This window comes from Cognataquiflexum rubidum (genome assembly GCF_022538115.1).
Lineage (GTDB): Bacteria > Bacteroidota > Bacteroidia > Cytophagales > Cyclobacteriaceae > Cognataquiflexum > Cognataquiflexum rubidum.
In genome coordinates this window covers 1-26,004 of record NZ_JAKZAL010000011.1, presented here as the reverse complement: position 1 = coordinate 26,004, position 26,004 = coordinate 1, and the positions used below count along the sequence as shown (strand labels likewise).

Below are 26,004 nucleotides of genomic sequence, written 5' to 3'. Positions count from 1 at the left end.
AAACATCCGGGTTTTTCTTTTTCACCCATGAAAAGAGCAGTCATCTTCCTTTTCTTTTTGATCGGAAAACTGTCCGCCCAAGAGGATATAGAGAAAAACTTTATTTTCTCCGGATATCTTGAAGCCTATTACAGTTATGATTTTAATCGGCCAGAAGATAATCTCAGGCCTGACTTTTTATATAACTTCAATAGGCACAATGAATTCAGCATCAACCTTGCTCTCCTAAAAGCAACCTATCAAAGTGACATGATAAGGGGAAATCTCGCCCTGATGGCGGGAACTTACGCCCAGTATAACCTTGCCAATGAGCCTAAGTGGGCACAATACCTCAATGAAGCCTCGCTAGGAATCAAGCTTCATGAAAAGTTATGGTTTGACGTTGGAGTCATGCCTTCCTATATTGGTTTTGAATCGTGGTACGGAAGGGATTGTATCAATTTGACACGGAGTCTCTTGGCAGAAAACTCCCCTTATTTTTTTACCGGCGGGAAATTTACTTTTAACCCAAATCCAAAATGGGAAATCCAACTTTGGCTGACGAATGGCTGGCAAAACATTGTCAGGGAAGAGGGAAACAAGTCATTGGGTATTGGGTCAGCAATAAAGTTTATGCCTAGCGAGAATTTTACTATCAATTATTCCAACTATTTTGGAAATGAAAATCCTGATCCAATCCGCCTCAACAGATTTTTCAATAATTTTTATTCCATATACGAAAAAGGCCAATGGACTGCTATTGCTGGGGCGGATTTTGGTATTCAGCAAACTTTGTCCGACGGCATTGATTCATGGGTTGGCTTGATTGCATCTTTAAAAAGAGGTCTTGGTGACAATTTTTCAGTTGCCGGAAGGGCTGAATATTATGCTGATCCAAATGCCATCATTTTGAATAATGGAATTAAAGTGTCCGGGTTTTCTGCAAATCTTGACTACAACATCAAAAAAATGGCATTACTTAGGGTGGAGGCAAGAAAATTTATAAGCCCTGATGAGATTTTTTCACTTCCTGATGCAGGATTCAGCCAGGGTAATTTTGCCTTGACAGGATCATTGGCAGTCTGGTTTTAAGGCTTTTTGCGTTCCTTTATCTTTTTCTTCAAAAGTTTTTTGTGGAGGTAAACCGAAAACTCATTGTAGTTGAGGTGCTCGTGGTTACTGATGGTAAAGGAGTTTTTGTCTTCAAATACCAGCGTCAGCTGCTTGAATTCTCTTTTGTTGGTGATCACCGACTCTTCTTCCCAAGCCAGCACCTGAGGCAAGTTGTAGGTGGTACTTTTTCGCCTCAAGGGGAGTGTTGTAATGATTTGATCTTTGCCAAAAGAGATGATTTTGAAGCCTGCCATCATTTTTACCAATATCAAAAGGATCACCAAGGTGAGAAATACTGTCAGCGACAGATAGATAAAAGTAGGATAGGTTCTTTTGGTCGCAAAATGATTAAGCGTGTATATGAGTCCGAAAACCTGTGCCAAAACAATCAGCCCAAGTACGAAATAGGTACTCGCTTTTGGTCTACAGTGAATCATGGGTTGCGCAATTCCTTGAGTGTCTTCTTGGAGTGGGCCACTATATCTTCAAAAAAATCACCAAAATGGACTTTCAGGTATTCATGGTGCTGGTCAAGGAACACATGGGCAGTTTCCATCTTTGAATTGAATTTGGCTCTTTTCGCCATTCCTGTCATAGCCCTTCTGATGCCGTCAAGTTCTCCGTATCCTGCCAGCCAATTGTAATACTTCATGTATCCGAAGGTCTGTAAAAATTTCTCCGGCAATGAATCCGCGTATTCATCAATGGTGGTATAAACCTCCTCGGCAAATTGGTCCAAGGGCACATGGTGGTAGTTTTTCCAATACCTTCCCAAAAAATAATCAAAATACATATCCGTGATTACCATGGAATATCTCCCATATTCGGGTCTCAATATCGCTTGGGCTTCTTTTACCACAGGATGTGAATCAGTGAATTTATCTATACTCCAATGAAGTTTGATGCCTACAACAATGTCTTTGTCATACATGTTATCAATGTCCCCTCGGACAAAATCCCCAATAAAGTTTCCGACTAGGACTTTGGGATCCCCGAAGGACAAATAGGCGTGTGCTAGAAAATTCACGATTTAATGTTTAGAGTGTTGGTTGGTGAGATAGATTATCAGTTATTTTCGATTTTAAATGTAATAATAGATGGGAAATATTCAGGAAGAATTAGGGAATTCTTTAAAACTTTTAAAGCAGGAGTGGGAAGAAGACCTGGTTCAGTACAAGAAAAAATTTTTATATACCTCAATTTCAGATAAAAAAGATGAAGGCGTATGCTGGTATCCCGTTCAGGTAAAAAAATCAAAAATTGGTTTTGGGGAGCGTCTTATCGTCGAATTTGAAAGATTTGACACTACTACCCCGCATATGTTTCAATCTGGGAAGTCTGTTTCGGTTTTTTCCAACCAAGCTCTATTCCAATCCCAGTCCCATCGGATCAGCGGCGTGATTAATCAGGTAAAAAGAGATGTCATGACAGTGACATTGCAGGCTGAGGAAGTTCCCGAGTGGATGCATCAGGGCAAATTGGGGATTGATTTGCTTTTTGATGAAGCGAGTTACCGGGAGATGGAATCTGCCATGAAAGCAGTTATCAAATCAGAAAAAGGCCGATTGGGAGAATTGAAACAGATCTTATTGGGGGAAAAAACGCCTACACTTATCGCTGCTGTTTCTGTACCTCTTCCCCATCTCAATTCAAGTCAAAACGAAGCTTTGGATTTGGTAAAATCCTCTAAGGATATTGCCATCATACACGGGCCTCCTGGGACAGGCAAAACGACCACCTTGGTTGCGGCTATCGCTCAGTCGTTGGAGGAGTGCAGGCAGGTGTTGGTGTGTGCGCCGAGCAATTCTGCTGTGGATTATCTGGTGGAAAAATTACTGGAATACAAAATAAAAACCCTTCGCATAGGACATCCTGCAAGAGTGGAGGACCATATCCTGTCCCAGACATTGGATGCCAAGATAGCGATGCACGACAGCTACAAGGATCTTAAGAGAATCAAAAAGTCAGCAGACGACTTCAGAAAGCTTGGACAAAAACGCAAACGCACTTTTGGACCTGAAGATCGAATGGAAAGACGTAGGTTCTTTGATGAAGCCAACCGCTGTAAGGATGAAGCAGAAAGTCTTCAGGATTATATTGTGTATGATATTTTCCAAGATACCCAAGTAGTTGCTTGTACGCTTGTCGGCGCCGCCAATTCGGCTCTGAAAGGAATGACTTTCCCGATTGTATTTATAGATGAAGCAGCCCAAGGATTAGAGGCAGCTACTTGGATTCCGATCCAGAAAGCTTCTAAAGTGGTGATGGCGGGCGACCATTGTCAGCTACCGCCAACCATCAAATCTTACGAAGCTGCCAAAAATGGATTGAGTGAAACGCTATTTGAAAAAGTGATCAAAAGAAAACCTGAAGCTTCGAAAATGCTTTCCCTTCAATATAGAATGCCGGAACTGATCATGGGTTTTTCGAGCAAGTACTTTTATCATAACGGGTTAAAAGCTGCAGATAACACCCTGCTTCATTTCTTGGGACCTGACGAACCTGTGCTGGAATTTATTGATACAGCAGGGAGTGGCTATGGTGAGCTTCAAGAAGAAGAATCGTTGAGTACATTTAACTTGGATGAAGCTAGATTTTCACTCCGAAACCTTGAAAAGCTGATCAAGAGAATCGGGATCGCTGAGATCAAAACCAAACAATGGAATATCGGACTCATCGCACCCTATCGCGCCCAGGTCAGAAGGTTTAATGAATTGGTTTTTGAATCATATGAATTTCCAAACCTCCGCTCTTTCTCTGAACTGTTGACCATCGACTCGATTGATGGATTTCAGGGACAGGAGCGGGATATTATTGTCATCAGCCTTGTCAGGTCCAATGCAAAAGGAGAAATCGGTTTTTTGGCAGATACTAGGAGAATGAACGTGGCGCTGACCAGAGCAAAAAGAAAATTGATAGTTGTAGGGGACAGCGCGACGCTGAGCATCCATCCTTTTTACAACTCATTCTTTGATTACATTGATGCCAATGGCTGTTACAAAAGTGTCTTTGAATATCTGGAGTAGCTCAGTTTTGTCTGGTTTTTCCTTCCTGTTGGTTAAAATATTCCCAATTCAGGTAACTGAGAATGTCTCCAAAAGTATCTGTGGCCTCCAAGATATCATCAGGAACTTCCCTACTTCTCAGCCTTGCCAATAACTGTCCGTAAATGGCATTCAAGGCAATCTGGATCTCATGTTTGGGGGCATTTTCTCCAGCTTCGAGCAAAAGACGGATGAAATGTGGTTTTGCTTTTTGATACAGATCAAAGTAATCCTTGTCGGTTTTGAGCAAGGTCCAATGGATAGAGGCGAGTTTGTCTACCAATTCCTGGGTTTGGGGTAGATGTCCGGATTCTTCCACTTTTGCATTTTCCATATCTAATGCCATATCGCTAAACCAAACTGCCGCCTCTGATTTTTCTGCTTCCGAAATAGGATAGTGGGAGATCACATATTGCCGGATATCCTCCATGCTGAAATTATAGACCCGAAGTAAATCCTCCATTTGGTACATATAAATGATGTATTCAGGAATATTTTGGGCTTTTTTCTTTTCTGCAACTGCTCTCATTTTTCAAGTTTTGATTGATGGTGCAAAGAAAATAAGAAAGGTTGGTTTTTAACAATAAATGAGAAAGTGCGTACATTTAAGAAAAATCGTTATGCCAGACTATAAGGAAATCATCACCATCGAGCCTGGGAAAAGAAGCGGGAAACCCTGTATAAGGGGATTGAGGATCACCGTCTATGATATTTTGGAATACTTAGCTTCAGGCATGTCTACAGAAGAAATTTTAGATGATTTTCCTGAATTGACTAGGGAAGATATTATGGCAAGTTTGGCATACGCTGCAGATGCCGAAAAGAAAATTCATATTTCAGGTTAGTTTCATTGCGACTTTTTTCCAAAAAAATGAAAATTCTTATTGATGAAAATCTAAAGTGGCGAATAAAAAAGCCGTTAAGTCAATATTTTACTGAGATCACCCATATTTCTGACTTTAAAAAACTGACTGAATCCGATCAGCATATCTGGGATTGGTCAAAAAAATCGAATTATTCCATTCTTACAAAAGATTCAGATTTTTATTTTTTGAGCGTGCTAAATGGATGTCCTCCTAAAGTAATCCGATTAAAATTTGGTAACATGTCTACACAAGCCATTATTCAAAAATTAATTTCAAACATAGAATTGGTTCATGAGTTTTTAAATCAAGACGAAGACTGTTACCTCGAGATAAATTGATTTTCTTTTGGATAGTTTGAGTCTATACCAATTTTACCCACAATTTTATCTATTTTTGCGCCCAGAATGGATATGCAAAGAATTAGGAATTTCTGTATTATTGCCCACATTGACCATGGGAAGAGTACATTGGCAGACCGTCTCCTGCAGTTTACCAATACGGTGACTGACAGAGAGATGCAGGATCAGTTGTTGGACAATATGGACCTCGAGCGGGAGCGCGGGATCACCATCAAGTCCCATGCTATCCAGATGAAGTATAATTACAAAGGTGAGGAATATACCCTGAACCTGATCGATACCCCGGGACACGTGGATTTTTCTTACGAAGTATCGAGGTCAATTGCTGCCTGTGAAGGAGCGCTTTTGATTGTGGATGCCTCGCAGGGAATTGAAGCCCAGACCATTTCCAATCTCTACTTGGCTATCGGTCATGATCTTGAAATCATCCCGGTATTGAACAAAATCGACCTTCCGGGAGCCGATCCAGAAGTGGTGGCAGATGAAGTTATTGAACTCATAGGCTGCGATAGGGAAGATATCGTCTTGGCATCAGGCAAAGAAGGTATTGGGATCGAAGATATTCTCAATGCGGTAGTGGAAAGAATCCCAGCTCCAAAAGGAAATATTGATTCTCCCCTTCAGGCAATGATTTTTGATTCGGTTTACAACTCATTCAGGGGAGTGGAGGTAATCTTCCGGATTTTTAACGGAACCATCAACAAAGGTGATAAAATCAAATTTGTCAATACAGGCAAAGAGTATTTTGCCGATGAAATAGGAATTTTGGGGATCAATCAGATTCCGCAACAAACCATGTATGCGGGAAATGTGGGTTACCTGATATCTGGTATCAAAGTAGCCAAAGAAGTAAAAGTGGGTGATACAATCACGCACGTCAAGAATCCTTGTTCAGAATCCATCAAAGGCTTTGAAAATGTGAAGCCAATGGTTTTTGCCGGGATTTATCCTGTCGAAACTACCGAATTTGAAGAATTGAGAGCTTCCATGGAGAAACTCCAACTCAATGATGCGTCGCTGGTTTGGGAACCAGAGACTTCGGCAGCTTTGGGTTTTGGATTCCGTTGCGGGTTCTTGGGAATGCTTCATATGGAGATCATTCAGGAGCGCTTGGAGCGTGAGTTTGACATGACGGTGATCACAACCGTACCGTCCGTTCAGTTCAAAGCCCTGATGAACAACAACGAATACAAACTGATCAATGCACCATCCGACATGCCGGATCCCACGCTTTTTAAGCATATCGAGGAACCTTATGTCAAGGCAATCATCATCACGGCGGCGGAATTTGTCGGACCGGTGATCCAACTTTGTATGGACAAAAGGGGCATAATCAAAAATCAGGTTTACCTGACTTCCGACCGTGTTGAACTTTCTTTTGACATACCTTTGGCAGAGATTGTATTTGATTTCTTTGATAGGCTGAAGACGATTTCCCGAGGATATGCATCCCTAGATTATGAAATGATCGGATTCAAACAGTCTCATATGGTACGCTTGGATGTGATGCTCAACGGTGAAATCGTCGATGCTTTGTCAGCGATTGTTCATAGAGACAAAGCATATGAGTGGGGTAGAAGACTTTGTGAAAAGCTTCGCGAATTGGTACCGAGACAGATGTTTGAGATTGCAATCCAAGCTGCGATCGGTGCAAAAATCATTGCGAGAGAAACTGTGAAAGCCATGCGTAAAAACGTTTTGGCCAAGTGTTACGGAGGTGATATTTCGCGTAAGCGTAAGCTTCTCGAAAAACAGAAAAAAGGTAAGAAACGCATGAGGCAAGTCGGCAATGTCGAAATCCCGCAGGAAGCGTTTATGGCTGTACTTAAGTTGGATTGATGATTTACGAATTACGAGGCTTATTTGAACTTCATTCCTAAATTTCATAATTGACTCACTAAAATGATTCGGAATTGAAGGTTGAAATGAAACAAAGGACAAAGCAGTTTGCCATTGATGTTTGGCGATTGTGTTCGCAATTGCCTCATTCGAGAGAATATAACAGTTTTGTAAATCAATTAATCAGGTGTTCAAGTTCGGTAGCAGCAAATTATCGGGCGGTTAGTAGAGCAAAGTCAAAGGCGGATTTTATTAATAAATTGAAGATTGTGGAGGAGGAAGCCGACGAAAGCCAGTTTTTCCTTGAAGTAATTGAAGAAATAAATTCTAATCTGGAATTAACAAATGAGATTAAACGGTTGATTAAAGAAGCTGATGAGATTGTGGCAATAATAGTAGCAAGTCTAAAAACTTCAAGGTCATAATTTGCCTGGAGAAATTCCAAGAAGCCTCGTAAATCCAAACTCGTAATTCGTAAATCCAATGGTCATAATTGATGGAAAAAAAACCTCCGAGGAGATAAAGGGAGAAATCGCTCAAAGGGTGGCAGAAATAAAGAATGAAGGAGGTAAAATCCCCCATTTGGCAGCCATTCTCGTGGGCAGTGATGGTGCTAGCCAAACCTATGTGGGAGCAAAAGTCAAATCCTGCGAGCAGGTTGGATTTCAATCAACCTTGGTAAGATTGGATGAAAATGTCTCCGAAGAAGAGTTGCTCAAAGTGGTGGAGGACATCAACCAAAACCCGGAAATTGACGGGTTGATTGTGCAGTTGCCCTTACCAAAGCATATTTCTGTCGAAAAAGTTACCAACAAAATCAAACCAGAAAAAGACGTGGATGGCTTTACACCCGCTAACGTTGGCCGCATGACATTAGGTTGGCCCGCATATGTGGCAGCAACACCTTATGGAATTGTGGAGCTATTGAAAAGGTATAAAATAGAAACTGCCGGAAAACACTGCGTGGTTATCGGAAGAAGCCATATTGTAGGTTCGCCGATGAGTATCCTGATGGCGAGAAATGAATATCCGGGAAATTGTACGGTAACGCTTACCCACAGCCGTACCAAAAACCTTGCTGAAATCGCCAAATCTGCTGATATTTTGATTGTAGCATTGGGAAAACCGGAATTTGTCACTTCCGACATGGTCAAAGAAGGCGCTGTTGTGATTGATGTGGGAATCCATCGGGTAGATGATGCCTCCAAGAAATCCGGTTTTAAGTTGATCGGAGATGTCAAATACGATGAAGTTGCCCAAAAAGCGTCTGCCATCACTCCTGTTCCAGGCGGAGTAGGCCCGATGACCATTGCTTCCCTGCTTTACAATACCTTATTGGCAGCGGAAAAGAAAATCTATCATTAATTTCAATTTGAAGGGAATTGGTGGTTGAAATTTTAGCCAAAAACCTTTTAAAAGTTAAATTAACCCTTGCAGGGAATAGCAAACCTTTCTACTTTTGCAGACCTCAAAAAACGCGCACGTGGTGAAATTGGTAGACACGCCACTTTGAGGGGGTGGTGCCCTTACGGGTGTGGAAGTTCGAATCTTCTCGTGCGCACATGGCCTCGGATCTTTTCCGGGGCTTTTTTCATTTATATCCGTTCTACCAATTAGATTTTACAGGAGAGGTTAGTTTTTATTTTTTGAATTTATTCTTATTTTGAAAAGAAAATCCTGTTCTATGAAAATTCTCCAAACGGCGATTCTTCTGATTTTCACCCTACTTGTTGTACCTGTTTTCACTTATTTGTTTGGAATTCCTTTGGGAGATCGTGATTGGGAGGCACTTTGGGTCTTGATTAAGATTTGTGGAGCCTCGGTTACCTATTGTTTTTTGGTAGGTGAGCTTACTAACAATAACAGTCAGGTGGATAAATATTGGAGTATTTTGCCAATCATTTACGCTTGGGTAATGGCCTATTTCGGTGATTTTTCACCGAGAATGGTTTTGCTCGCGATACTTATCAGTGCTTGGGGAGCGAGGCTTACCTATAATTTTGCCAGAAAAGGGGCTTATAGGTGGAAGTTTTGGGAAGGGGAAGAGGACTACCGTTGGGAAATATTACGCAAAAAGCCTGAATTCCAGCCAAAATGGAAATGGACTTTATTCAATCTCTTTTTCATATCAGGCTACCAAAATGTATTGATTTTGTTGTTTACCCTGCCCATGCTCGTGACGATGCAGTTTGATGACGGTGGAATAGGCCTTTGGGACTATTTTATTGCCGGGATCGCCTTGTTTTTCTTGGCCCTAGAAACTGCCGCCGATGAACAGCAATGGAAGTATCAAACTGAAAAATGGAGGCTGATAAAGGAAGGGAAGTTGTTGAGGGGAGATTTTGCAAAAGGATTTTTGGACAAAGGGCTTTGGGCTATTTCGAGGCATCCCAATTACCTGGGGGAACAGGGGTTTTGGGTTTCTTTTTACTTTTTCTCTGTAGCTGCATCTGGCCAATGGCTCAATTGGTCCGTGGTTGGGTGCCTCTTGCTGTTGATTTTATTTCAGGGAAGCTCCAATTTCAGCGAAGAAATCAGCGCTTCCAAATATCCTTCATATAAATCCTATCAGGCGCGTGTCCCCCGTTTTGTACCAAGGCCCCAAGGAAAAACTCAAGAAAGTCCGGCGCCAAGTTCCTGAGTCAAATTATTGATAAAACTAAAACAGTTTGAAATCGTAAATTTCAATATGTCAGGAAAAATTACCACGTTTTTTAGGATTCAGTTTTTTTTGCTTTTGTATTCCTCAATGGCATTGGGGCAGGATTATATTATTCCTCCAAACAGTTCACCTTGGCCTGGGATTAATCTTGGCGTGGTTCCCGGTCAAGATTTTGTACTTTCTTATGCAATGGATGCCAATTTAGGTCTCCTTACACTTTCCATAAAGGATGGAGAATTCAATAACCGGCATTTTGAGCAATATAGTATCGGTCGGGGTTTCAATACTGTCCATCACGAGGTAGAAGGCGACATAGTTTACCTGTTAATCACAAATAGCAGTACTTTTAAATTTTTAACAAAAATAAATACACAAAACGGTGAAGTTGAGTTTTTTCCTTTTTCAGTAAGCCTTGGAACAATAGACCGATTCAAGATTATTGGAAATTCGATTTTAGTAGTAAAGTCGCTACAAAAAGGGGATTTTGTGCAATTGTATGATTACAGGACCGGAATGCTGATTTCCTTGGCGGAATTGTTTTATCCTAAAACCCGGATTTGGGATGTACAGGTTAAGGATGGGATATTTGACATCCTAGTTCATAAAAAAGGTGACTTCAGAAACCAATCCCTTAAAATGATTGGATTTAATGCTGCAGGCACAAAGTTGTACGAAACGGATATTTTACCCCCCGGAACAAAAAAACTTATTTTCAAGTCGGCAAAGTTGATTCCATCCGGTGACACAGGTTATAGAATAGCGGGCACCTATGCCAAGAAACAAGGGGAGCAGTTTTCGGGATACTATCATATTTCGATAAATGACAGTTTGGAGCAAAAAGCCGAAATCCATCCGATGCGGACATTGGAGGGTTTTTTTGAGTATAAAAAAAATCCTGGCCTAAGAAAAAATGCCAAAAATCTCAGAAGAGACATGCAAGTGTATCAGACATATGCGAGCAGGGATTATGTCGCCTTGGCTTCCAGCTCCTATAAAGTTTCAAGGAAATTTGTCCATTTTGTCGTCCTTGACAAAAATGGTTCACATATTTATGATACTTCAGTGAAGGTGTTTTATGATTTTGGAGGAGCATTTAACAACAGCACACTGGCCATGAAAGATAAGGACCTGTACTTTCTGTTTGAAGGAAACCCAAAAATCAACGTTTTGCCGGGTTACAAATTATACCAGATAGAAGATGGCCAACTCACAGGGTTACTAAAGGCTCAAGATTATCTGCAAGTGAAGCCAAATGATTCTGAATGGGTTGAGATTAAGTATTACCATTGGAAAGACAATAAATTTATAGTGTCAGGGATCGAAACCATCAATGGTCAATCCAAGCATGTGATCCGAAAAATAGAAGTTTGAGCCGGATGGTTTTTTGTGTATTTTTTCAGAATTAACCATTTCCTATCATGTTCCGAGCTGCAAAAACGTTCCTAGCCACATTTTCCTTGGTTGCATTGTCAATTTCCGCATATTGCCAAACTCCCCAATTTCCGATTGTAAAAGGTTTTGGGGGAATATATGAAATTCCCGAAGCGACAGAAAGACCTGATCCCAAGGCGGAATATAAAATCATTATCGACCTTGTTTCAGCTGCAGACGATCCAAAGCAAATCAACAGGATGGTGGACAATATCGCCCGCATGGTCAATCTTCACGGAATTGCAGGTGTCCCAAAGGAAAACATTAAAGTCAAGGTGGCAGTCCATGGAGGAGCGATCTTCAGCATGCTAAACAACGAGGAATACCAAAAAAGAAATGGTGTAAAAAATCCCAATTTGCCTGTTTTTGAGGCATTGAAAGACGCAGGGGTAGAATTTTATGTCTGTGGGCAATCATTGATTGCAAGAGATATGGAAACCACTGATATGTGGGAAGGGACAGAAATCGCCTTATCGATGTTGACTACCCTTACAACCTATGTTCCTCAGGGATACATGTTGATGAGGTTCTAAATATCCAAAGTCAATTGATCCGGCAAATGCCTGAAAGACCTTCTATGAAGAGGCGTCAATCCTAATCTGATAATCCCTTCACGGTGTACTACTGTGGGATAGCCTGCATTTTTTTCCCAACCATATCCTGGGTATTCATCAGCATACCGCTCCATCATTTCATCGCGGTAGACCTTGGCAAGGATTGAAGCCGCGGCAATGCTCGCAAATTTGCCATCTCCTTGGATGATACAGGTGAATGGTATTTCAAGATGGGATTTAAACCTGTTGCCATCAATCAATAGATGATGGGGCTTGGTATCCAACATCTCCACCGCCCGGCTCATGGCCAAAAAAGAAGCATGAAGGATATTGATCCGGTCAATTTCCTCCACGCTTGCTTCGGCAATAGCCCAAGAAATGGCTGATGATTTGATTTCAGAAACAAGATTTTGGCGGTTGGATTTTGTCAGTTTTTTGGAATCATTGACTAGCTCATTTGCAAAATCAGGAGGCAATATCACTGCGGCGGCCACTAAAGGTCCACAGAGACAACCCCTTCCCACCTCATCGCATCCTGCCTCTAATCTGTCAGATTCTAAAAATGGAATCAACATCTTCTGGGGTTTTTGTTGCCGGTTTATAATATTTATAGATCATTTCTGCCACTAGGCCTGTCCATCCGGTCTGATGGGAAGCACCGATTCCCCGGCCATTGTCTCCGTGGAAATATTCATAGAATAGGATATGGTCTTTGAAATGGGGATCCTCCTGCATCTTTTTGTAATGTCCATAGACGGGTCGGTTCCCATCTTTGTCTTTCAGGAAAATTTTGATGCACCGAAGGGATAGTTCCTTGGCGATTAGGTCCATTGTCATATAATTTCCCGAGCCTGTAGGGTATTCGATGGAAAATTCGCCCCCATAGTAATAATCGAACTTGCGCAGGGACTCAATAATAAGGTGGTTGATCGGAAACCAGATCGGTCCTCTCCAATTGGAATTTCCTCCAAACATCAGGGAATCGGATTCTCCGGGTGTGTACCTGACCGTCAGTTGGTCTCCATTTAACTTCACACTATAGGGTTTTTTGAGGTGAAACTTAGATAATGAACGGACACCATAATCACTCAAAAACTCCTGCGGATCAAGCATTTTGTTCAGAATACTTTTCATTCTGTGTCCCCTAAGCAAGGCAAATAGCCTTCTTTTTTCGAAACCTGGTTGGATCCAACTTGAGACCAAAGCTGCGAGTTTTGGTTTTTCCTTGAGGAAAAAGTCAAGCCTTTCTTTGAATTCCGGTAAACTGTCAAACATGTCGACCCGGATAGATTCCACGGCAAACAAGGGAATGATGCCAACGATTGATTTGAGCTTCATGACTTTCGGCTCCTTGCCGGGGAGGTGGAAAATGTCAAAGAAGAAATTTTCCTCTTCATTCCAAAGACTGATATTTTCCCCCGAAATGTTGTTCATCGCACCTGCGATATGGAGAAAGTGCTCCAGAAACTTCATTGCGGTGAATTGGTAGGTCTTGTTGAATTCGCAGAGATCAAGCGAAATCCGCATCATGTTCAGCGAAAACATTGCCATCCAAGAGGTGGCATCCGCCTGTTCCAATTTTCCTTTGTAATGGTGTGCATGCGACCTGTCGATGACAGAGATATTATCGAGCCCTAGAAATCCGCCTTCGAAAATGTTTTTACCATCACTGTCTTTCTGATTGACCCACCAGGTAAAGTTGATCATCAGTTTGTGGAATGCCCTTTCCAAAAATTCCTGATCCCCTTTGCCCCTCATTTTTTTATCTATCTGATAGACCCTTTGGACTGCATAGGCATGGACAGGTGGATTGACATCGCTGAAATTCCACTCATATGCCGGAATCTGTCCGTTGGGATGCATGTAGGATTCATTCAAAAATAACAGGAGTTGGTCTTTGGCAAAATCCGGATCAATCCTCGAAAGCGGGATACAGTGAAAAGCAGAATCCCAAACGGCATACCATGGATATTCCCACTTGTCCGGCATGGAGATAATGTCTTGGTTGTAAAGGTGCCTCCAATTACTGTTTCGGCCCTTTTTCCTTTCTTTTGGTGGGACATACCTGCCTGAATCTCCTTCCAGCCATCTATCTACATTGTAATAGTAAAACTGCTTGCCCCACATCATACCTGCATAAGCCTGCCGCTGTATGGACCTCATGTCTTCGTCTTTTACCCGATGTTGGATTTCTGCATAGAATTCATCTGCATCTCTTTTTCTTTCCTTCAGGATTTCGTCACAAATCTCTATCGCGGCAGTTGACTTTTGGTGCATCATCCTAAACTTCACCACGCTTGAACCGCCTGCCGGGATGGTCATTTTATATATTGCGGCGGCCTTGGTTCCGTAATTTGAGGGGTTTAAATATTGCGAATACCTGTGCACCACATAATCGTTGATGGCGTCTTTCAGGTACTTTTTATCGTTTGGAATGTGGTAAAGGCGCTCTCTGTTGGTCTCGTTGTCACAAAACTTAATTTCAGGATTTCCCTCAAAGCTTATAAAATAGTTTCCATTGTTGGGTGAAAATGCCTTAATGCCATTTTCCTCTGTTTTGGAAAGCTTGGGCATAAAAGGTTCATGTCCGGTATGCCAAGTTTTTCTAAACCAAAAGGTAGGCATTACCCATATTTCAGCATCTTCTTTTCCTCTGTTATGGATCGTAGCAAACCCTGAAATATCCTCAGGATCCCTTTTGGCATATTCAATGAAAATATCAAAATAGGCATCATTATCAAAAATTCCTGTATCGATCAGTTCAAATTCAGGGTCAGTTTTTGTCCTTTTTTTATTTTCTTCTTTGATGTGAGAATAAGGGAATTCATTTTGGGGATACTTGTACAGCATTTTCATGTAGCTGTGCGTGGGCGTGGAATCCAGGTAATAATAGAGTTCCTTGACGTCTTCTCCGTGGTTTCCCTGCGGTCCGGTAAGACCAAATAAGCGCTCTTTAATAATTGGATCTTTCCCGTTCCAAAAAGCCCATGCAATACAAAGATTCTGTTTGTTGTCCGAAATTCCTCCGATTCCTTCTTCTCCCCATCGGTATGCTTTGCTCCGGGCTTCATCGTGGGTGACGTTGTCCCATGCTGCACCATTTGGACTGTAATCTTCCCTCACTGTGCCCCACTGCCTTTCAGTCAGATATGGGCCCCATTTTTTCCACTTCTTTTTGCCTTCCCGGTCTTCCTCAAGCCTTAATTTTTCTATATTCATTGATGCGATTTCCAAATTGCCAGAACCGAATTTACCAATTTTTGGGTTTCTTGGTTCAGGAAAACCGATTATGAAGGACTATTTCTGGAAGTTTTTTTACCGCAATCGTTTTAAATCAAACTTTTTCAAGGAATTAAATAGGGTCAATTTTCTTTGTTGGTCAAAAAAAAATCAGGTAACGAAAAATTTACCTCCATTCCTGGACAACAGAGTTTTTGTAAGAAGTTAAAGGGCGGGAATTTCCTCTGTGAAATCAATCAAGAAAACCTCTTTCTTATTTTGAAGAGAATGTCTCAGAAAATCATGAAATATAAATTGAAAACTGTCTATCCATTCTTTGTCCGTGGTCGTCGAAGGAGTTCCTGCTTTTAGATAGGCATCCAATTTTTTGAAATCAAATTTTTCACCAATCAATCCCGCTCCTGATATTTGGGCGTCAATGGCATTGCAGGCCTGTTCATATTGGCCTTTGACCGGAACCATCAAGACTTGCTTTCCCAAATACAGGGCTTCGCACACAGACTCAAATCCTGCTGTGGACAATAATCCTTTGCAGGTTGCCATTTTTTCCAAAAACAATTTGTCATCCACCATGTGAATGGTCAGATTGGGCAAGGGCTTTTGGGAAATCGGTTCGTCTTTCTTATCCCAAAAGGCTTCAATTTGGATTTCAGGATTGTTTTTGGCTTCTGAAATCACTTCCTCTGCATACCCTGGATTGACCATATAGGCCAGGAAAAAGTCGCCTTGGGTGGGGTTTAGATTTCTGACCTCTTTCCTCAATAAAGGTGGTAGCACATGGAGATTGTGGATTTGATGTGCCGGCATAGGTCTGAATGAAAGTGCCAAAAGCAAATCCGCCCCGAGTGAAGTGATATGGGTATTGATCTTGAAAAGCAGTTTTTGGAGTGGCTGTCCCGGTGCAAACGGGAACTCGGGATGATGGATCAGATATTGGTGACCGATCACCCAAAACTGACATTCAGGTCTGTAAAGGGCATTATATATTCCGCCAAGGATATCATAGAAATTCAAAATGACATCCGGTTGGTGTTTTTTTACCAATTGGTCAATTTGCTCAAGGCTTTTTTTAAATGTCTTAAACTTTAGCAGGTTTCCCCAAATGGTTTTGCTCAGGTTGATTGACTTTTGTGATTTGTCTGTCACAAAATTTGGGCTGTCAAATAGGTAGATAGGAGCATGGATATTCCTCGAAACAAATTCCGGGATTTCTCTTCGCTGACTTTTCCCAATACAGACTGCGCAGACCTCATGGCCCATTTCACCCAACATCTGGGTCATGGAAATCGCCTGGGTCATATGACCGCGGCCTTCCCCTTGAATGATGAATAGGAATTTCAATTTAGAAGAAATTGGGAATCTTGAGGTCATTTTCAAACTTATTGAAGGCCACGAATTTCAATTCAGGGATAATTTCAACAACGGGCACCGAGTGGTCGGGTTTTGCTTTGAAATCAATCTCATTGTAGAAAATCAACTGCCAATTGCCTTCGTGGTCTTCTGCCAATGCACTCATGGTCTCCACCCAATCTCCGGAATTGAGGTAGGTGATGCCATCGATGGTTCTGTTTTCGGCTTTGTGGATATGGCCGCAGATGATCCCATCACAACCTTTGGATTTGGCCATTTTTGACAACTCTTCTTCATATTGATCGACATAGGCTACGGCAGTTTTGACCTTTCCCTTGATATATTGACTTAAAGAAAAGTAAGGCATTCCTCTTTTTCTCCTGTGGTAATTGACCAATCTGTTGAGCCAGAGAAGGAAAGTGTAGCCCACATCTCCGAGATAGGCAATCCACCTCAGGTTGGTCGTGACACTGTCAAAAATATCTCCGTGCGTGATAAAATATTTCTTTCCGCAGCTTTCATAAATCATGTCCGCCTGAATCGAAAGATTTCCAATCTGAAGGGGAAGGATTTGGTCCAAAAAATCATCATGATTGCCTCTCAGGTAATAGACCTTGGTATGGTCTTCTTCCATCATTTTGAGCATTCTGTTAAAAAAACGCGTATGTTTTCTTTTCCATGAGCCGGACTTTCTGAGTTGCCAGCCGTCGATAATGTCTCCGTTGAGGATGAGGTTTTCACAAGTATATTGCTTGAGAAACCGTGCCACCTCCTTGGCCTTAGATCCCTTAGTGCCGAGATGCACATCCGAGATGACGATAGTTTTAAAATTGGTTTTCAAATGGATTTGTTTTTCCCAAATCTAAAAACCGCTTATAAACTAGGTGTGAAAAGGATGTTATGAAAATGATATGATTTTGACTATAAGCGCTTTGAATGTAAAAGCAAAGTTAATTGGAGGTTAAAATCCCTAATGAAAGTGATAAAAATTTAAAAATTGAATTTATCATGCATTAAAAATCAGCTTGAAAGTAGATCCTTCCCCAAGCTTGGACTTGACTTGGATATTGCCCTTATGCCTGCGCATGATCTGCTTTGAAAGGCTCAGACCGATACCTGAGCCTTTCTTTTTTGTGGTAAAAAATGGAATGAAAATTTTCCCCAAAGCTTCTTCTTCGATCCCTTTGCCGCTGTCACTGATTTCGATGATGATTTTTCCGGATTCATCGATGAAGGCCTTCAGACTCACCATCCGGGTCACTGTATCTTCCACAGCCTGAATGGCATTTTGGATCAGGTTGATCAGCACCTGCTCGATCAATGTCTGATCTCCAAACAGAATCAAATCCTGTGGTTCCACACGCTTGATGAATTGGATTTGGTTGGCATCGAATTGGTTTTGGAGCAACACTTCCAACTGGTCAAAAAGAAGTTTCAAGCGAATAGCCTGAAATTTTGGTGTCGGGATATGGGCAAGGCTTCTGAAATCGCTGACAAAATTGATCATGCCTTCGCTTCGCTTTTCGATTGTGGAGATGGCCATCAGGTAATCTTCCAAGTCGCTGGCTTCAATAGGGGCGTTGGCGTCGATTTTGGATTCTATGTCTCCTTTTACCGTGGAGGCCAAGGAAGAAATCGGAGCGATGCTGTTCATGATTTCATGGGTCAGGACACGGACGAGGTTTTGCCAAGCTTCCATTTCCTTTTCTTCGAGTTCACTTTGGATATTCTGCAGGGATACCAATTTGAATTTGACATCCCTCAGGACAAGCTCGATCACATATACCGACAACTGCATGATCCCATCAGGATGGGCGATTTTGATCAGTTCGCTTCCTCCCGTCCTTAAAGTATGGATGGCGATATGGAGTTCTTTGTTGATTTTTTCAACTTCTGCAATGTTTCCCAACTGCTGTATGCTGAGCATTCTTTTGGCAGCAGTGTTGACAATTTGGACTTTTCCCTCTTCATCAAAAGTGATCAATCCTATACTAAGGTGCTGAAAGACGGAGCGGAAATATTGGTAATTGGCTTCTTTCTCTGCTTGGTCCTCCTTCAGCTTGGCGAGGATGGCGTTGAATTCTATGTGGAGGTCATCGGTGTCTGTCCCGTCAAACTTGACCGGATAGACATTGGAATAGTTGTCCTGCTTAATATTGTTGAGAAATTGACGGACTTTTTTGAAGGAACTTTCGGCATATCCCAAAAGGAAAATAATTTGGGCTAAAACCAAAATTATAAACAGGGAAATGGCAAAAACCCCGGCTCCATTGAGGATGAAGTAGGAAAGCAAAAACAAAGAAACCGCTAGGAGGAGAATTCTCCCAAGGAGACCAACTTTATAATCCATATTTTTCTAATCTTCTGTACAAAGAAGCCCGGGTCAGCCCAAGCTCTTTTGCGGCTTTGGAGATATTGCCTCCGTTTTTGTCAATGGCTCTCTGAATGGTGCTTTTTTCCATTTCGTCAAGATTATAAGTAGCCGTAGCGGCAATTTTTTCATTGGTTGGTTTGGCTGAAAGGAAAAAGAAATCCCGACTGTCCAGCATATCTCCCTCTGCCATGATGATGGCCCTTTCGATGGCATGCTGGAGCTCACGGATATTTCCCGGCCAATTGTATTTCTGCAACAGCTGAAGACCTGCGGGTGTAAAACCCTTGAAGTCTTTGCGGTATTTGTGCGAATAGGATTTCAGGAAATGGTTGGCAAGGGTAGGAATATCATCCTGTCTTTCACGGAGTGGTGGAAGAAAAATCTCTACGGTATTGATCCTATACAATAAATCCTGACGGAAAGTATTGTCCATCACCATCTCATGTACCGGCATGTTGGTCGCGCAAATCAGTCGGATATCAATGGGTACGGCCTTATTGGAACCAATCCTCGTCACCTCTCTTCGCTGCAATACTGTCAAAAGTTTTGATTGCAGGGGCATGCTGAGGTTTCCGATTTCATCCAAGAAAAGTGTCCCGTTGTCTGCGATTTCAAATCTGCCTGCCCTATCGTCTTTGGCGTCTGTAAAAGCTCCTCGTTTATGTCCAAAAAGCTCACTTTCAAAAAGTGTTTCCGTAATCGATCCCATGTCGACCCCTACAAAAATCTCGTCTTTTCTGTTGGACCTGTCGTGAATTGCCCTCGCGATCAATTCCTTTCCTGTGCCGTTTTCTCCCAAAATCAGAATATTGGCATCGGTCTGCGCTACTTTGTCAATGATAGAGAATATGTTTTTCATCGAGGCACTTGCTCCGATGATATCTGAATAAGGCTTTTTGAGTTCGGATTGAAGCTGCTTTTGCTTGGTGGAAAGTTTTTCGACCTGATTGTAGCTTTCCTTTAACCGGGATGCTGCAGTCAAGGTGGCAAGGAGTTTTTCATTCTGCCAAGGTTTTAGGATAAAATCCGTAGCTCCTTCTTTGAGCGCTTTTACAGCCATCTCCACATCACCAAATGCCGTAATTAAAATCACGACAGCTTTTGGATCGATTTCTTTGATCTGCTTGAGCCAATGAAATCCCTCTTTGCCTGAAGTGGTGTCATCCGTGAAGTTCATATCCAACAGGATTACATCAAAGGAATTGTTATTGACCAAAAAGGGGATACGTCGCGGATCTTTTTCAATGGTCACTTCCTTTGCATGTTTTTTAAGAAACATCTTTGCCGCAAAGAGCAAATCTTCATTGTCATCTATGATCAGGATTTTTCCTAGTGGTTGGTTTTCCATGTTGTTTGGATTATTTCTTAAAAACTTTAATGAGAAAATGATGCCATCAATCAAAACCACCATTCCCACGACTCAGGACAGTAAATATAGAGAGTTTATGTCCAAATGTGAACACATGTATCACAATATCGGACAGTGTCCGCCAATTACCCAATTTGGTTTTTGATCCCTTACAAAAAGTCTTACCTTTGACGATTCTAAAAAAAAACGATATAATTATGTCAGTTGCAACCAAAGGAAACGCTGTAAAAGTACATTACACTGGAAGACTTACAGACGGAACCGTATTCGATTCTTCATCCAACAGAGAGCCTTTGGGTTTTGTACTCGGTGATGGAAATATGATCAAAGGATTTGATGCCGCCGTATACGGAATGGCCATCGGAGAGATGAAAATTGTCACCATTCCTTCTATTGAGGCATATGGCGAAAAAAGAGCAGACATGATGATCGATATCCCTATGGATCAGGTTCCTGCAGATATCAAGCCTGAAATTGGGATGGAACTTTCCCTTCAGAATCAGGCGGGTCAGCCCGTTCCCGTGAAAGTGGTCCATGTAGATGAGGAAAAAATCGTATTGGATGCCAACCATCCACTTGCAGGTGAGGACCTTATTTTTGATATTACTTTGGTAGAGATCGGTTAATTCCAGGTTAAATTCATATGAAGGGAAAGCGTGAGATTCTGGTCTTATGCTTTCCTTTTTTTATTTTCCTTTGAGTGGCGTATTTTGTTTTTGATAAATCCGGATTTTGCTTGAATCAAAAAGTAAGACCAATTGCTGGTTTACAAAAATCCCAAATGCTTTGAAATCATCCGGTAACGGAAAAATTTCCTGTTTTTCTGACTGAAAGTCCAAAGAGGTGATTTCTTCTTTTTCAATGAAGTTGATGCTGTTTTTCCAAAAGCCAAAATTTTTCGCCGGATAGGCTTTTAGTTTTTTGATCAGATTCCCCTGATTGTCAAGGATAAAAATCCCCTCGTTTTTGATATTTAAGAACAACAGGTTTTGGTATTCCCTAATGTCAGTTATTTCCAGAGAAGACCGGTCAAGGATCAAGTTTAAAGGCTGATGTTGGACCACTTCATTTCTCATAAAATCAAATTGCTTCAGTGATAAATCCGCCTCATCGAACACCCAAATGATATTGTTGTTTCCGATGGTGGCGACTTTGGCAAGGGTAATCAGGTTTAATGGAATTCTGTTTTCTGCCACCGGATTGATAAACCGGTCCAAAATCCTGTATTCCTGCAGGTCAGAGGAAAAAGTAAAAATATTGATTGTCCAAGCCGCTTCCAATTGACTTACACGGCCTTGCCGGTGTGGAGAAAAATTATTGATGACATTTCCTGATTTGCTGTATTGGTACAGGTTCCCTTCCGGATCAGTCAAAAAAATGAATCCCTGATTGTCCATGGATACCTTGTCGATCCTGGGAAAATTGATTTCTTTATAATCTCCCCAATCCTTCTCCTGTGAAAAGGAATTTTGCCCATGAAGCAAAAGGAGGGATAATATGAGAAGCCAAAGTTTCAAACGCCGTACTTTTTGATTTCAAATTCTTTTCCGTCAAATACACCATATGTGAAATGGGTTACCCATTCGCCTAGGTTATAATATCTTGCTTTGTTCCCAACAGGTAGATTTAAAGGTAGGTGCCTGTGGCCGAAGATATAGTAGTCAAAATGCTTGCTTTGCTCCACCTGTTTGCAATAGGCCCAAAGCCATTCATCGTCTCCTTTGAAGTCATTTTCGTTTTTGGCAATGTTGGTGATCCTGCTGTTGCTTGACCATTTATTGGCAATGCGCATCCCAATATCAGGATGAAGCCATTTGAATGCCCACTGACAAACAGGATTGGTAAAAATCTTCTTAAGCACTTTGTAAGAGTTGTCACCCGGTCCTAGTCCATCCCCGTGACCAACTAGAAATTTATACTTTTCAATAGTTACTTCTATCGGATGCTGGAAAACCGGAATGCCGAGTTCTTTGGTGAAGTAATCCTTCATCCAAAGATCATGGTTGCCGGTAAAAAAGAAGATAGGAATGTTTTTTTCTCGGAGTTCTGCGATTTTGCCTAAAAATCTGATGAAGCCTTTTGGGATCACCTGATCATATTCAAACCAAAAATCAAAAATATCTCCTACCAGAAATATTGCCGCTGCGTCTTCTTGGATTTCATTGAGCCAACTGACAATTTTTTTTTCCCGGTCACGGCTGCTTTTTTCGTCAGGTGCACCCAAATGGAAATCAGATGCAAAAAAAATCTTTTTTTCTTGAAGTCTAAGATTCATGTGATTTTAAGAATGCGGTAAAGGTAACAGGAAAATAAAAAAGCCTCCAATTTGGAGGCTTTTTAATGAGAAATTATTTGAATTAATCCTCGGTTTCTTTCACCTTGACCGGCTCTTTCTCTTCAGTATGTTCTGCTTTGCCATTTCCGTTTTCTTCAACTTTAGGGGCATTTGGATCTTTTTTATCTACCTTTTTGGTGTATGCCTCGTAGGTAGTTTCCTTAGCAAATGGTCTCTTCCCGATTAATTTTTCGAGATCAGACTGGAACAGGATTTCTTTTTCAAGAAGTTCCTTTGCAAGAGTTTCCAATTCTTCTTTCTTTCCTTTGAGCAAGTCTTTGGTTCTCTCATAGGCTGAGGCAACCAACTTTCTCACTTCCTCATCAATGGTTTCTGCAGTGGTTTCAGAATATGGTTTGGTCATTCTATAATCAGCAGATTTGCTGTCATAGAACGATACGTTACCGATCTTGTCATTCATTCCATAGACAGATACCATAGAATAGGCCATTTTGGTAACCCTCTCCAAGTCACTCAAGGCTCCTGTGGAGATTTTGCTGAATATAATTTCTTCCGCTGCACGGCCACCAAGAGTCATACACATTTCATCAATCAATTGCTCTGTTTGATATAGAAACTGCTCTTTTGGAAGGTATTGGGCATATCCCAAGGCGGCGATTCCTCTTGGCACAATACTTACTTTGACCAATGGATCTGCGTGTTCTAGAAACCAACCTGCCACAGCATGACCTGCTTCGTGATAAGCAACGATTTTCTTTTCTTCAGGAGAAATGATTTTATTTCTTTTTTCAAGCCCGCCGATAACCCTGTCAATGGCATCTTGGAAATCCTGCATGTCCACTGCCGTCTTGCTCCTTCTAGCAGCGATCAAGGCAGCCTCATTACATACGTTTGCGATTTCTGCACCTGCAAAACCAGGAGTCTGGGCAGCAAGTTTTTTTGGATCGATGTCATCACCGGTTTTGATTGGGGCAAGGTGGACTTTGAAAATTGCTTCTCTTCCCACAATATCCGGCTTGTCTATGCTGATCTGTCTGTCAAATCTTCCCGGTCTCAAGAGTGCGCTATCCAACACGTCAGGTCTGTTGGTCGCCGCTAGGACGATTACACCCGAGTCAGTACCGAATCCATCCATTTCAACCAACAGAGAGTTTAGCGTATTTTCCCTTTCGTCATTGGATCCAGGCATTTGTCCTTTTCCTCTCGATCTACCGATTGCATCTATTTCATCTATGAAGATGATACAAGGTGCTTTTTCTTTGGCTTGCTTGAACAAATCCCTTACCCGTGCAGCTCCTACACCGACAAACATCTCGACAAAGTCAGAACCTGACAAGGTAAAGAATGGCACACCGGCCTCACCTGCCACGGCTTTGGCCAATAAAGTTTTACCAGTTCCCGGAGGTCCTACAAGCAATGCACCCTTTGGAATTTTACCGCCTAGTTTGGTAAATTTTCCCGGGTTTTTGAGGAATTCAACGATTTCCTGAATTTCTTCTTTTGCTTCATCCAATCCTGCCACGTTGTCAAAAGTGATTTTGACTTTGTTTTCAGCGTCGAAAAGTTGGGCTTTTGATTTCCCCACATTGAATATCTGTCCGCCCGGACCGCTTGGTCCTGACATCCTTCTCATCATGATCCAGAAGAACACAAAAAGAATGATCAAGAAGCCGAAGCTACCGAACCAATTTGACCAGCTTTCTTCATTTTTTACACTGTATCCGATCCTTTGATCTTCAGGAACCTTACTTTCCAATTCCTCAAAATCTTTTTCAAATTTTTCGGCACTCGCCACCTCTATTGAATAATGGGGGCCAGTGGGATTAAAGAAAGGGCTATTTGCCTCAAGTTCGCTTTTGTATTTTTCATTTTGAAGCGCGGTTTCCTTCAGGGTCACATCGATCCTGTTTTGGTTTCTGATGATCATGACCTTGGCCACGTCACTAGCTAGGTAAATTTCCTCAAACCTGCTTTTTGTAATGTTGATTACTGTATTTCTCTGGTTGAACCAGGTGATCCCTACAAGCACAATCACGGCAGTCACTATCAGCCAAAGCTGAAAATTAGGCTTGTCAGGTGTCTTGGGCATGAAATTTTTACTCTTCTTGATATCAGCCATTATTTTTTGTTTCAAACTTTTTGTAAAACGATTTAAGATACTTAAGGTTCAAACTACCTTTAAGAATCTATTCTTTTGACTTTGGCATCTCCCCACAATTCTTCCAATCCGTAGAATTCTCTTTGTTCTTTGAGGAATATATGAGCTACCACGTTAACGTAGTCCATCAATATCCACTGATTATTTTGTCTTCCCTCATTTCTCCAAGGTTTTTCTTTGAAATTTTGGGTGACTTCTTCCACCGAGTCGGATATTGCTTCGACTTGGGTGTCTGAATTCCCTGAGCAGACAACAAAAAAATCAGTGAAAGCATTCTTTACACCTCTCAAATCCATCACTACAATATTGGAAGCCTTTTTTTCCTGCATTCCCTTTACGATTATTTTGCTCAGCGCTTCTGCTGTCATCATTTATTTAAAGTAATTTTGCAAATAAAATTTTCTATAGGTGAAGAGCCAACAAATTTCTTCATTGCTTTCCAAATTAGCTAATTTGAGATGTATAAAATCCTTGCCAATACCGTATTTCTTGGTAAAGATGTGATTTACCTGACAGAGTGTCACTCAACTAATGATGAAGCGCTTGAAAGATTACGCAGGCGGGAAATAGCGGAGGGAAGTATCATCATTACAGACCACCAAACCAAAGGAAGGGGACAAAGAGGCAGTACATGGCAATCAGAAAATGGGCAGAACCTCACCTTTTCTCTTTTGCTCCAACCCAATTTTCTCGCGCCTTCCGAACAATTTTTCCTGAATATGATTATCAGTTTGGCGGTGGTAGAGTTGCTTTCTGACTATGCAGCTGATTTGAAAATCAAGTGGCCAAACGACATTGTCCATCAGACTGACGGAAAACTAGGAGGGATTTTGATTGAAAATATCATCAACCAAAAGGGGATAGAACATGCCGTAGTCGGGGTCGGATTGAATATCAACCAAACTGAATTCAGCTTGCCAAAGGTCACTTCGCTCAAATTACTTGCAGGTCAGCAGCAAGAAAAATGGGAAATTTTCAGGTTGCTGATTGCCAAAATCGAAAAGAGATATATGTCCTTGAAAAGAGGAGACTTCAGTAAAATCAAGTCAGATTACCTGGCAAATTTATACAGGTTGGGAGAATGGTCTGCCTATGATGACGGTGATGTTTTCGAAGGCAAGATTACGGGAATCGACGAATACGGAAAATTAGCAATAGAAAAAAGGAACGGAATGGTTTGTTTTTTTGGACTGAAAGAGGTCCTTTTCTTATAACAGGCAAATTTTATTTTGGGCACAAAAAAACCTAACTTTGCATTTTAAATTGAAATTCAATTCATTAAATAATTATACTATGTCTGAAATCAAATCAGAAAAATTTGTCCAATACAAGGTGAAAGACATTTCCCTTGCCGAATGGGGAAGGAAAGA

25 protein-coding genes and 1 tRNA gene are annotated in these 26,004 nt (G+C 41.4%); 13 read left to right on the top strand and 13 right to left on the bottom strand.

The features are described from left to right. Window positions 1-27: 27 nt before the first annotated feature. On the top strand, window positions 28-1,071 hold the full coding sequence (locus tag MMU05_RS12810) for a porin (protein WP_241142075.1): 1,044 nt from the start codon (window positions 28-30) through the stop codon (window positions 1,069-1,071). Here the strand turns inward: MMU05_RS12810 and MMU05_RS12805 are convergent. Both MMU05_RS12805 and MMU05_RS12800 read right to left on the bottom strand, forming a co-directional pair. Beyond that, window positions 1,068-1,529, bottom strand: a complete 462-nt coding sequence (locus tag MMU05_RS12805; RefSeq protein ID WP_241142074.1) for a hypothetical protein — start codon at window positions 1,527-1,529, stop codon at window positions 1,068-1,070. The genes MMU05_RS12810 and MMU05_RS12805 overlap by 4 nt on opposite strands. Beyond that, window positions 1,526-2,119, bottom strand: coding sequence for an acyl carrier protein phosphodiesterase (locus MMU05_RS12800; protein ID WP_241142073.1), 594 nt, complete (start codon window positions 2,117-2,119; stop codon window positions 1,526-1,528). The genes MMU05_RS12805 and MMU05_RS12800 overlap by 4 nt, the downstream gene beginning before the upstream one ends. Before the next feature lie 70 nt (window positions 2,120-2,189). On the opposite strand from MMU05_RS12800, the gene MMU05_RS12795 reads away from it, so the two are divergent. Further along, window positions 2,190-4,118 (top strand): AAA domain-containing protein, encoded by a 1,929-nt coding sequence (locus MMU05_RS12795; protein ID WP_241142072.1) that lies wholly within the window; start codon window positions 2,190-2,192, stop codon window positions 4,116-4,118. Between the two features lies 1 nt (window position 4,119). Here the strand turns inward: MMU05_RS12795 and MMU05_RS12790 are convergent, their stop codons facing one another. After that, on the bottom strand, window positions 4,120-4,665 hold the full coding sequence (locus tag MMU05_RS12790; RefSeq protein ID WP_241142071.1) for a DUF4924 family protein: 546 nt from the start codon (window positions 4,663-4,665) through the stop codon (window positions 4,120-4,122). Between the two features lie 91 nt (window positions 4,666-4,756). Here MMU05_RS12790 and MMU05_RS12785 point away from each other — a divergent pair, with 91 nt between their 5' ends. The 9 genes from MMU05_RS12785 to MMU05_RS12745 all read left to right on the top strand — a co-directional run bounded on the left by MMU05_RS12785 (window position 4,757) and on the right by MMU05_RS12745 (window position 11,826). Further along, window positions 4,757-4,981: a DUF433 domain-containing protein gene (locus MMU05_RS12785; RefSeq protein ID WP_241142070.1), complete on the top strand. Its 225-nt coding sequence runs from the start codon at window positions 4,757-4,759 to the stop codon at window positions 4,979-4,981. Between the two features lie 26 nt (window positions 4,982-5,007). Then, complete coding sequence (locus tag MMU05_RS12780; RefSeq protein ID WP_241142069.1) at window positions 5,008-5,340, top strand: DUF5615 family PIN-like protein; 333 nt, start codon at window positions 5,008-5,010, stop codon at window positions 5,338-5,340. A 66-nt stretch (window positions 5,341-5,406) separates the two neighbouring features. After that, the gene (lepA, locus tag MMU05_RS12775) at window positions 5,407-7,200 is read left to right on the top strand and encodes a translation elongation factor 4 (RefSeq protein ID WP_241142068.1); all 1,794 of its coding nucleotides are present in this window, start codon (window positions 5,407-5,409) and stop codon (window positions 7,198-7,200) included. 74 nt (window positions 7,201-7,274) lie between these two features. Beyond that, window positions 7,275-7,625: a four helix bundle protein gene (locus tag MMU05_RS12770; protein ID WP_241142067.1), complete on the top strand. Its 351-nt coding sequence runs from the start codon at window positions 7,275-7,277 to the stop codon at window positions 7,623-7,625. A gap of 58 nt (window positions 7,626-7,683) precedes the next feature. Then, entirely contained in the window at window positions 7,684-8,565 is an 882-nt protein-coding gene (locus tag MMU05_RS12765) for a bifunctional 5,10-methylenetetrahydrofolate dehydrogenase/5,10-methenyltetrahydrofolate cyclohydrolase (protein WP_241142066.1), read from the top strand. Between the two features lie 112 nt (window positions 8,566-8,677). Continuing rightward, window positions 8,678-8,761 (top strand) — tRNA-Leu (locus MMU05_RS12760). 123 nt (window positions 8,762-8,884) lie between these two features. Beyond that, window positions 8,885-9,841, top strand: coding sequence for a DUF1295 domain-containing protein (locus tag MMU05_RS12755; RefSeq protein WP_241142065.1), 957 nt, complete (start codon window positions 8,885-8,887; stop codon window positions 9,839-9,841). A gap of 48 nt (window positions 9,842-9,889) precedes the next feature. Then, window positions 9,890-11,233 (top strand): hypothetical protein, encoded by a 1,344-nt coding sequence (locus tag MMU05_RS12750; RefSeq protein WP_241142064.1) that lies wholly within the window; start codon window positions 9,890-9,892, stop codon window positions 11,231-11,233. 47 nt (window positions 11,234-11,280) lie between these two features. Then, complete coding sequence (locus MMU05_RS12745; protein ID WP_241142063.1) at window positions 11,281-11,826, top strand: DsrE family protein; 546 nt, start codon at window positions 11,281-11,283, stop codon at window positions 11,824-11,826. Here the strand turns inward: MMU05_RS12745 and MMU05_RS12740 are convergent. The 6 genes from MMU05_RS12740 to MMU05_RS12715 form a co-directional block, all read right to left on the bottom strand. Beyond that, window positions 11,823-12,422 carry a ribonuclease HII gene (locus tag MMU05_RS12740; protein WP_241142062.1) on the bottom strand — a complete coding sequence of 200 codons (600 nt, stop codon included), beginning with the start codon at window positions 12,420-12,422 and terminating at the stop codon, window positions 11,823-11,825. The two genes, MMU05_RS12745 and MMU05_RS12740, sit on opposite strands and share 4 nt — an antisense overlap. Continuing rightward, window positions 12,397-15,066, bottom strand: coding sequence for an MGH1-like glycoside hydrolase domain-containing protein (locus MMU05_RS12735; RefSeq protein WP_241142061.1), 2,670 nt, complete (start codon window positions 15,064-15,066; stop codon window positions 12,397-12,399). The genes MMU05_RS12740 and MMU05_RS12735 overlap by 26 nt, the downstream gene beginning before the upstream one ends. 225 nt (window positions 15,067-15,291) lie before the next feature. Further along, window positions 15,292-16,428: a glycosyltransferase family protein gene (locus MMU05_RS12730; protein WP_241142060.1), complete on the bottom strand. Its 1,137-nt coding sequence runs from the start codon at window positions 16,426-16,428 to the stop codon at window positions 15,292-15,294. A 1-nt stretch (window position 16,429) separates the two neighbouring features. Further along, window positions 16,430-17,278, bottom strand: coding sequence for a UDP-2,3-diacylglucosamine diphosphatase (locus tag MMU05_RS12725; RefSeq protein WP_241142059.1), 849 nt, complete (start codon window positions 17,276-17,278; stop codon window positions 16,430-16,432). Between the two features lie 165 nt (window positions 17,279-17,443). Continuing rightward, on the bottom strand, window positions 17,444-18,787 hold the full coding sequence (locus tag MMU05_RS12720; RefSeq protein ID WP_241142058.1) for a sensor histidine kinase: 1,344 nt from the start codon (window positions 18,785-18,787) through the stop codon (window positions 17,444-17,446). Then, window positions 18,777-20,159 carry a sigma-54-dependent transcriptional regulator gene (locus MMU05_RS12715; protein ID WP_113925988.1) on the bottom strand — a complete coding sequence of 461 codons (1,383 nt, stop codon included), beginning with the start codon at window positions 20,157-20,159 and terminating at the stop codon, window positions 18,777-18,779. Before MMU05_RS12715 ends, MMU05_RS12720 begins: the two co-directional genes overlap by 11 nt. Before the next feature lie 218 nt (window positions 20,160-20,377). On the opposite strand from MMU05_RS12715, the gene MMU05_RS12710 reads away from it, so the two are divergent. Further along, window positions 20,378-20,806, top strand: a complete 429-nt coding sequence (locus MMU05_RS12710) for an FKBP-type peptidyl-prolyl cis-trans isomerase (protein ID WP_241142057.1) — start codon at window positions 20,378-20,380, stop codon at window positions 20,804-20,806. A 60-nt stretch (window positions 20,807-20,866) separates the two neighbouring features. Here the strand turns inward: MMU05_RS12710 and MMU05_RS12705 are convergent, their stop codons facing one another. The 4 genes from MMU05_RS12705 to rsfS all read right to left on the bottom strand — a co-directional run bounded on the left by MMU05_RS12705 (window position 20,867) and on the right by rsfS (window position 25,002). Then, window positions 20,867-21,697 (bottom strand): hypothetical protein, encoded by an 831-nt coding sequence (locus MMU05_RS12705; RefSeq protein WP_241142056.1) that lies wholly within the window; start codon window positions 21,695-21,697, stop codon window positions 20,867-20,869. Continuing rightward, window positions 21,694-22,455, bottom strand: a complete 762-nt coding sequence (locus MMU05_RS12700; protein WP_241142055.1) for a UDP-2,3-diacylglucosamine diphosphatase — start codon at window positions 22,453-22,455, stop codon at window positions 21,694-21,696. Before MMU05_RS12700 ends, MMU05_RS12705 begins: the two co-directional genes overlap by 4 nt. Before the next feature lie 82 nt (window positions 22,456-22,537). After that, window positions 22,538-24,595, bottom strand: coding sequence for an ATP-dependent zinc metalloprotease FtsH (gene ftsH / locus MMU05_RS12695; protein ID WP_241142202.1), 2,058 nt, complete (start codon window positions 24,593-24,595; stop codon window positions 22,538-22,540). Between the two features lie 59 nt (window positions 24,596-24,654). Beyond that, window positions 24,655-25,002 (bottom strand): ribosome silencing factor, encoded by a 348-nt coding sequence (gene rsfS, locus MMU05_RS12690; RefSeq protein WP_241142201.1) that lies wholly within the window; start codon window positions 25,000-25,002, stop codon window positions 24,655-24,657. A gap of 90 nt (window positions 25,003-25,092) precedes the next feature. Here rsfS and MMU05_RS12685 point away from each other — a divergent pair, with 90 nt between their 5' ends. Further along, window positions 25,093-25,848 carry a biotin--[acetyl-CoA-carboxylase] ligase gene (locus tag MMU05_RS12685; RefSeq protein WP_241142054.1) on the top strand — a complete coding sequence of 252 codons (756 nt, stop codon included), beginning with the start codon at window positions 25,093-25,095 and terminating at the stop codon, window positions 25,846-25,848. The last annotated feature ends 156 nt before the right edge of the window (window positions 25,849-26,004 follow it).

What these genes read in the sequence shown, in the direction of transcription:
- MMU05_RS12780 (WP_241142069.1), top strand. Translation starts at nt 5,008, where the DNA reads ATGAAAATTCTTATTGATGAAAATCTAAAGTGGCGAATAAAAAAGCCG.
- MMU05_RS12810 (WP_241142075.1), top strand. Translation starts at nt 28, where the DNA reads ATGAAAAGAGCAGTCATCTTCCTTTTCTTTTTGATCGGAAAACTGTCC.
- MMU05_RS12685 (WP_241142054.1), top strand. Translation starts at nt 25,093, where the DNA reads ATGTATAAAATCCTTGCCAATACCGTATTTCTTGGTAAAGATGTGATT.
- MMU05_RS12755 (WP_241142065.1), top strand. Translation starts at nt 8,885, where the DNA reads ATGAAAATTCTCCAAACGGCGATTCTTCTGATTTTCACCCTACTTGTT.
- MMU05_RS12785 (WP_241142070.1), top strand. Translation starts at nt 4,757, where the DNA reads ATGCCAGACTATAAGGAAATCATCACCATCGAGCCTGGGAAAAGAAGC.
- rsfS (WP_241142201.1), bottom strand. Translation starts at nt 25,002, where the DNA reads ATGACAGCAGAAGCGCTGAGCAAAATAATCGTAAAGGGAATGCAGGAA.
- MMU05_RS12740 (WP_241142062.1), bottom strand. Translation starts at nt 12,422, where the DNA reads ATGTTGATTCCATTTTTAGAATCTGACAGATTAGAGGCAGGATGCGAT.
- MMU05_RS12720 (WP_241142058.1), bottom strand. Translation starts at nt 18,787, where the DNA reads ATGGATTATAAAGTTGGTCTCCTTGGGAGAATTCTCCTCCTAGCGGTT.
- MMU05_RS12805 (WP_241142074.1), bottom strand. Translation starts at nt 1,529, where the DNA reads ATGATTCACTGTAGACCAAAAGCGAGTACCTATTTCGTACTTGGGCTG.
- MMU05_RS12735 (WP_241142061.1), bottom strand. Translation starts at nt 15,066, where the DNA reads ATGAATATAGAAAAATTAAGGCTTGAGGAAGACCGGGAAGGCAAAAAG.
- MMU05_RS12795 (WP_241142072.1), top strand. Translation starts at nt 2,190, where the DNA reads ATGGGAAATATTCAGGAAGAATTAGGGAATTCTTTAAAACTTTTAAAG.
- MMU05_RS12765 (WP_241142066.1), top strand. Translation starts at nt 7,684, where the DNA reads ATGGTCATAATTGATGGAAAAAAAACCTCCGAGGAGATAAAGGGAGAA.
- ftsH (WP_241142202.1), bottom strand. Translation starts at nt 24,595, where the DNA reads ATGGCTGATATCAAGAAGAGTAAAAATTTCATGCCCAAGACACCTGAC.
- MMU05_RS12750 (WP_241142064.1), top strand. Translation starts at nt 9,890, where the DNA reads ATGTCAGGAAAAATTACCACGTTTTTTAGGATTCAGTTTTTTTTGCTT.
- MMU05_RS12700 (WP_241142055.1), bottom strand. Translation starts at nt 22,455, where the DNA reads ATGAATCTTAGACTTCAAGAAAAAAAGATTTTTTTTGCATCTGATTTC.
- MMU05_RS12745 (WP_241142063.1), top strand. Translation starts at nt 11,281, where the DNA reads ATGTTCCGAGCTGCAAAAACGTTCCTAGCCACATTTTCCTTGGTTGCA.
- MMU05_RS12710 (WP_241142057.1), top strand. Translation starts at nt 20,378, where the DNA reads ATGTCAGTTGCAACCAAAGGAAACGCTGTAAAAGTACATTACACTGGA.
- MMU05_RS12790 (WP_241142071.1), bottom strand. Translation starts at nt 4,665, where the DNA reads ATGAGAGCAGTTGCAGAAAAGAAAAAAGCCCAAAATATTCCTGAATAC.
- lepA (WP_241142068.1), top strand. Translation starts at nt 5,407, where the DNA reads ATGGATATGCAAAGAATTAGGAATTTCTGTATTATTGCCCACATTGAC.
- MMU05_RS12715 (WP_113925988.1), bottom strand. Translation starts at nt 20,159, where the DNA reads ATGGAAAACCAACCACTAGGAAAAATCCTGATCATAGATGACAATGAA.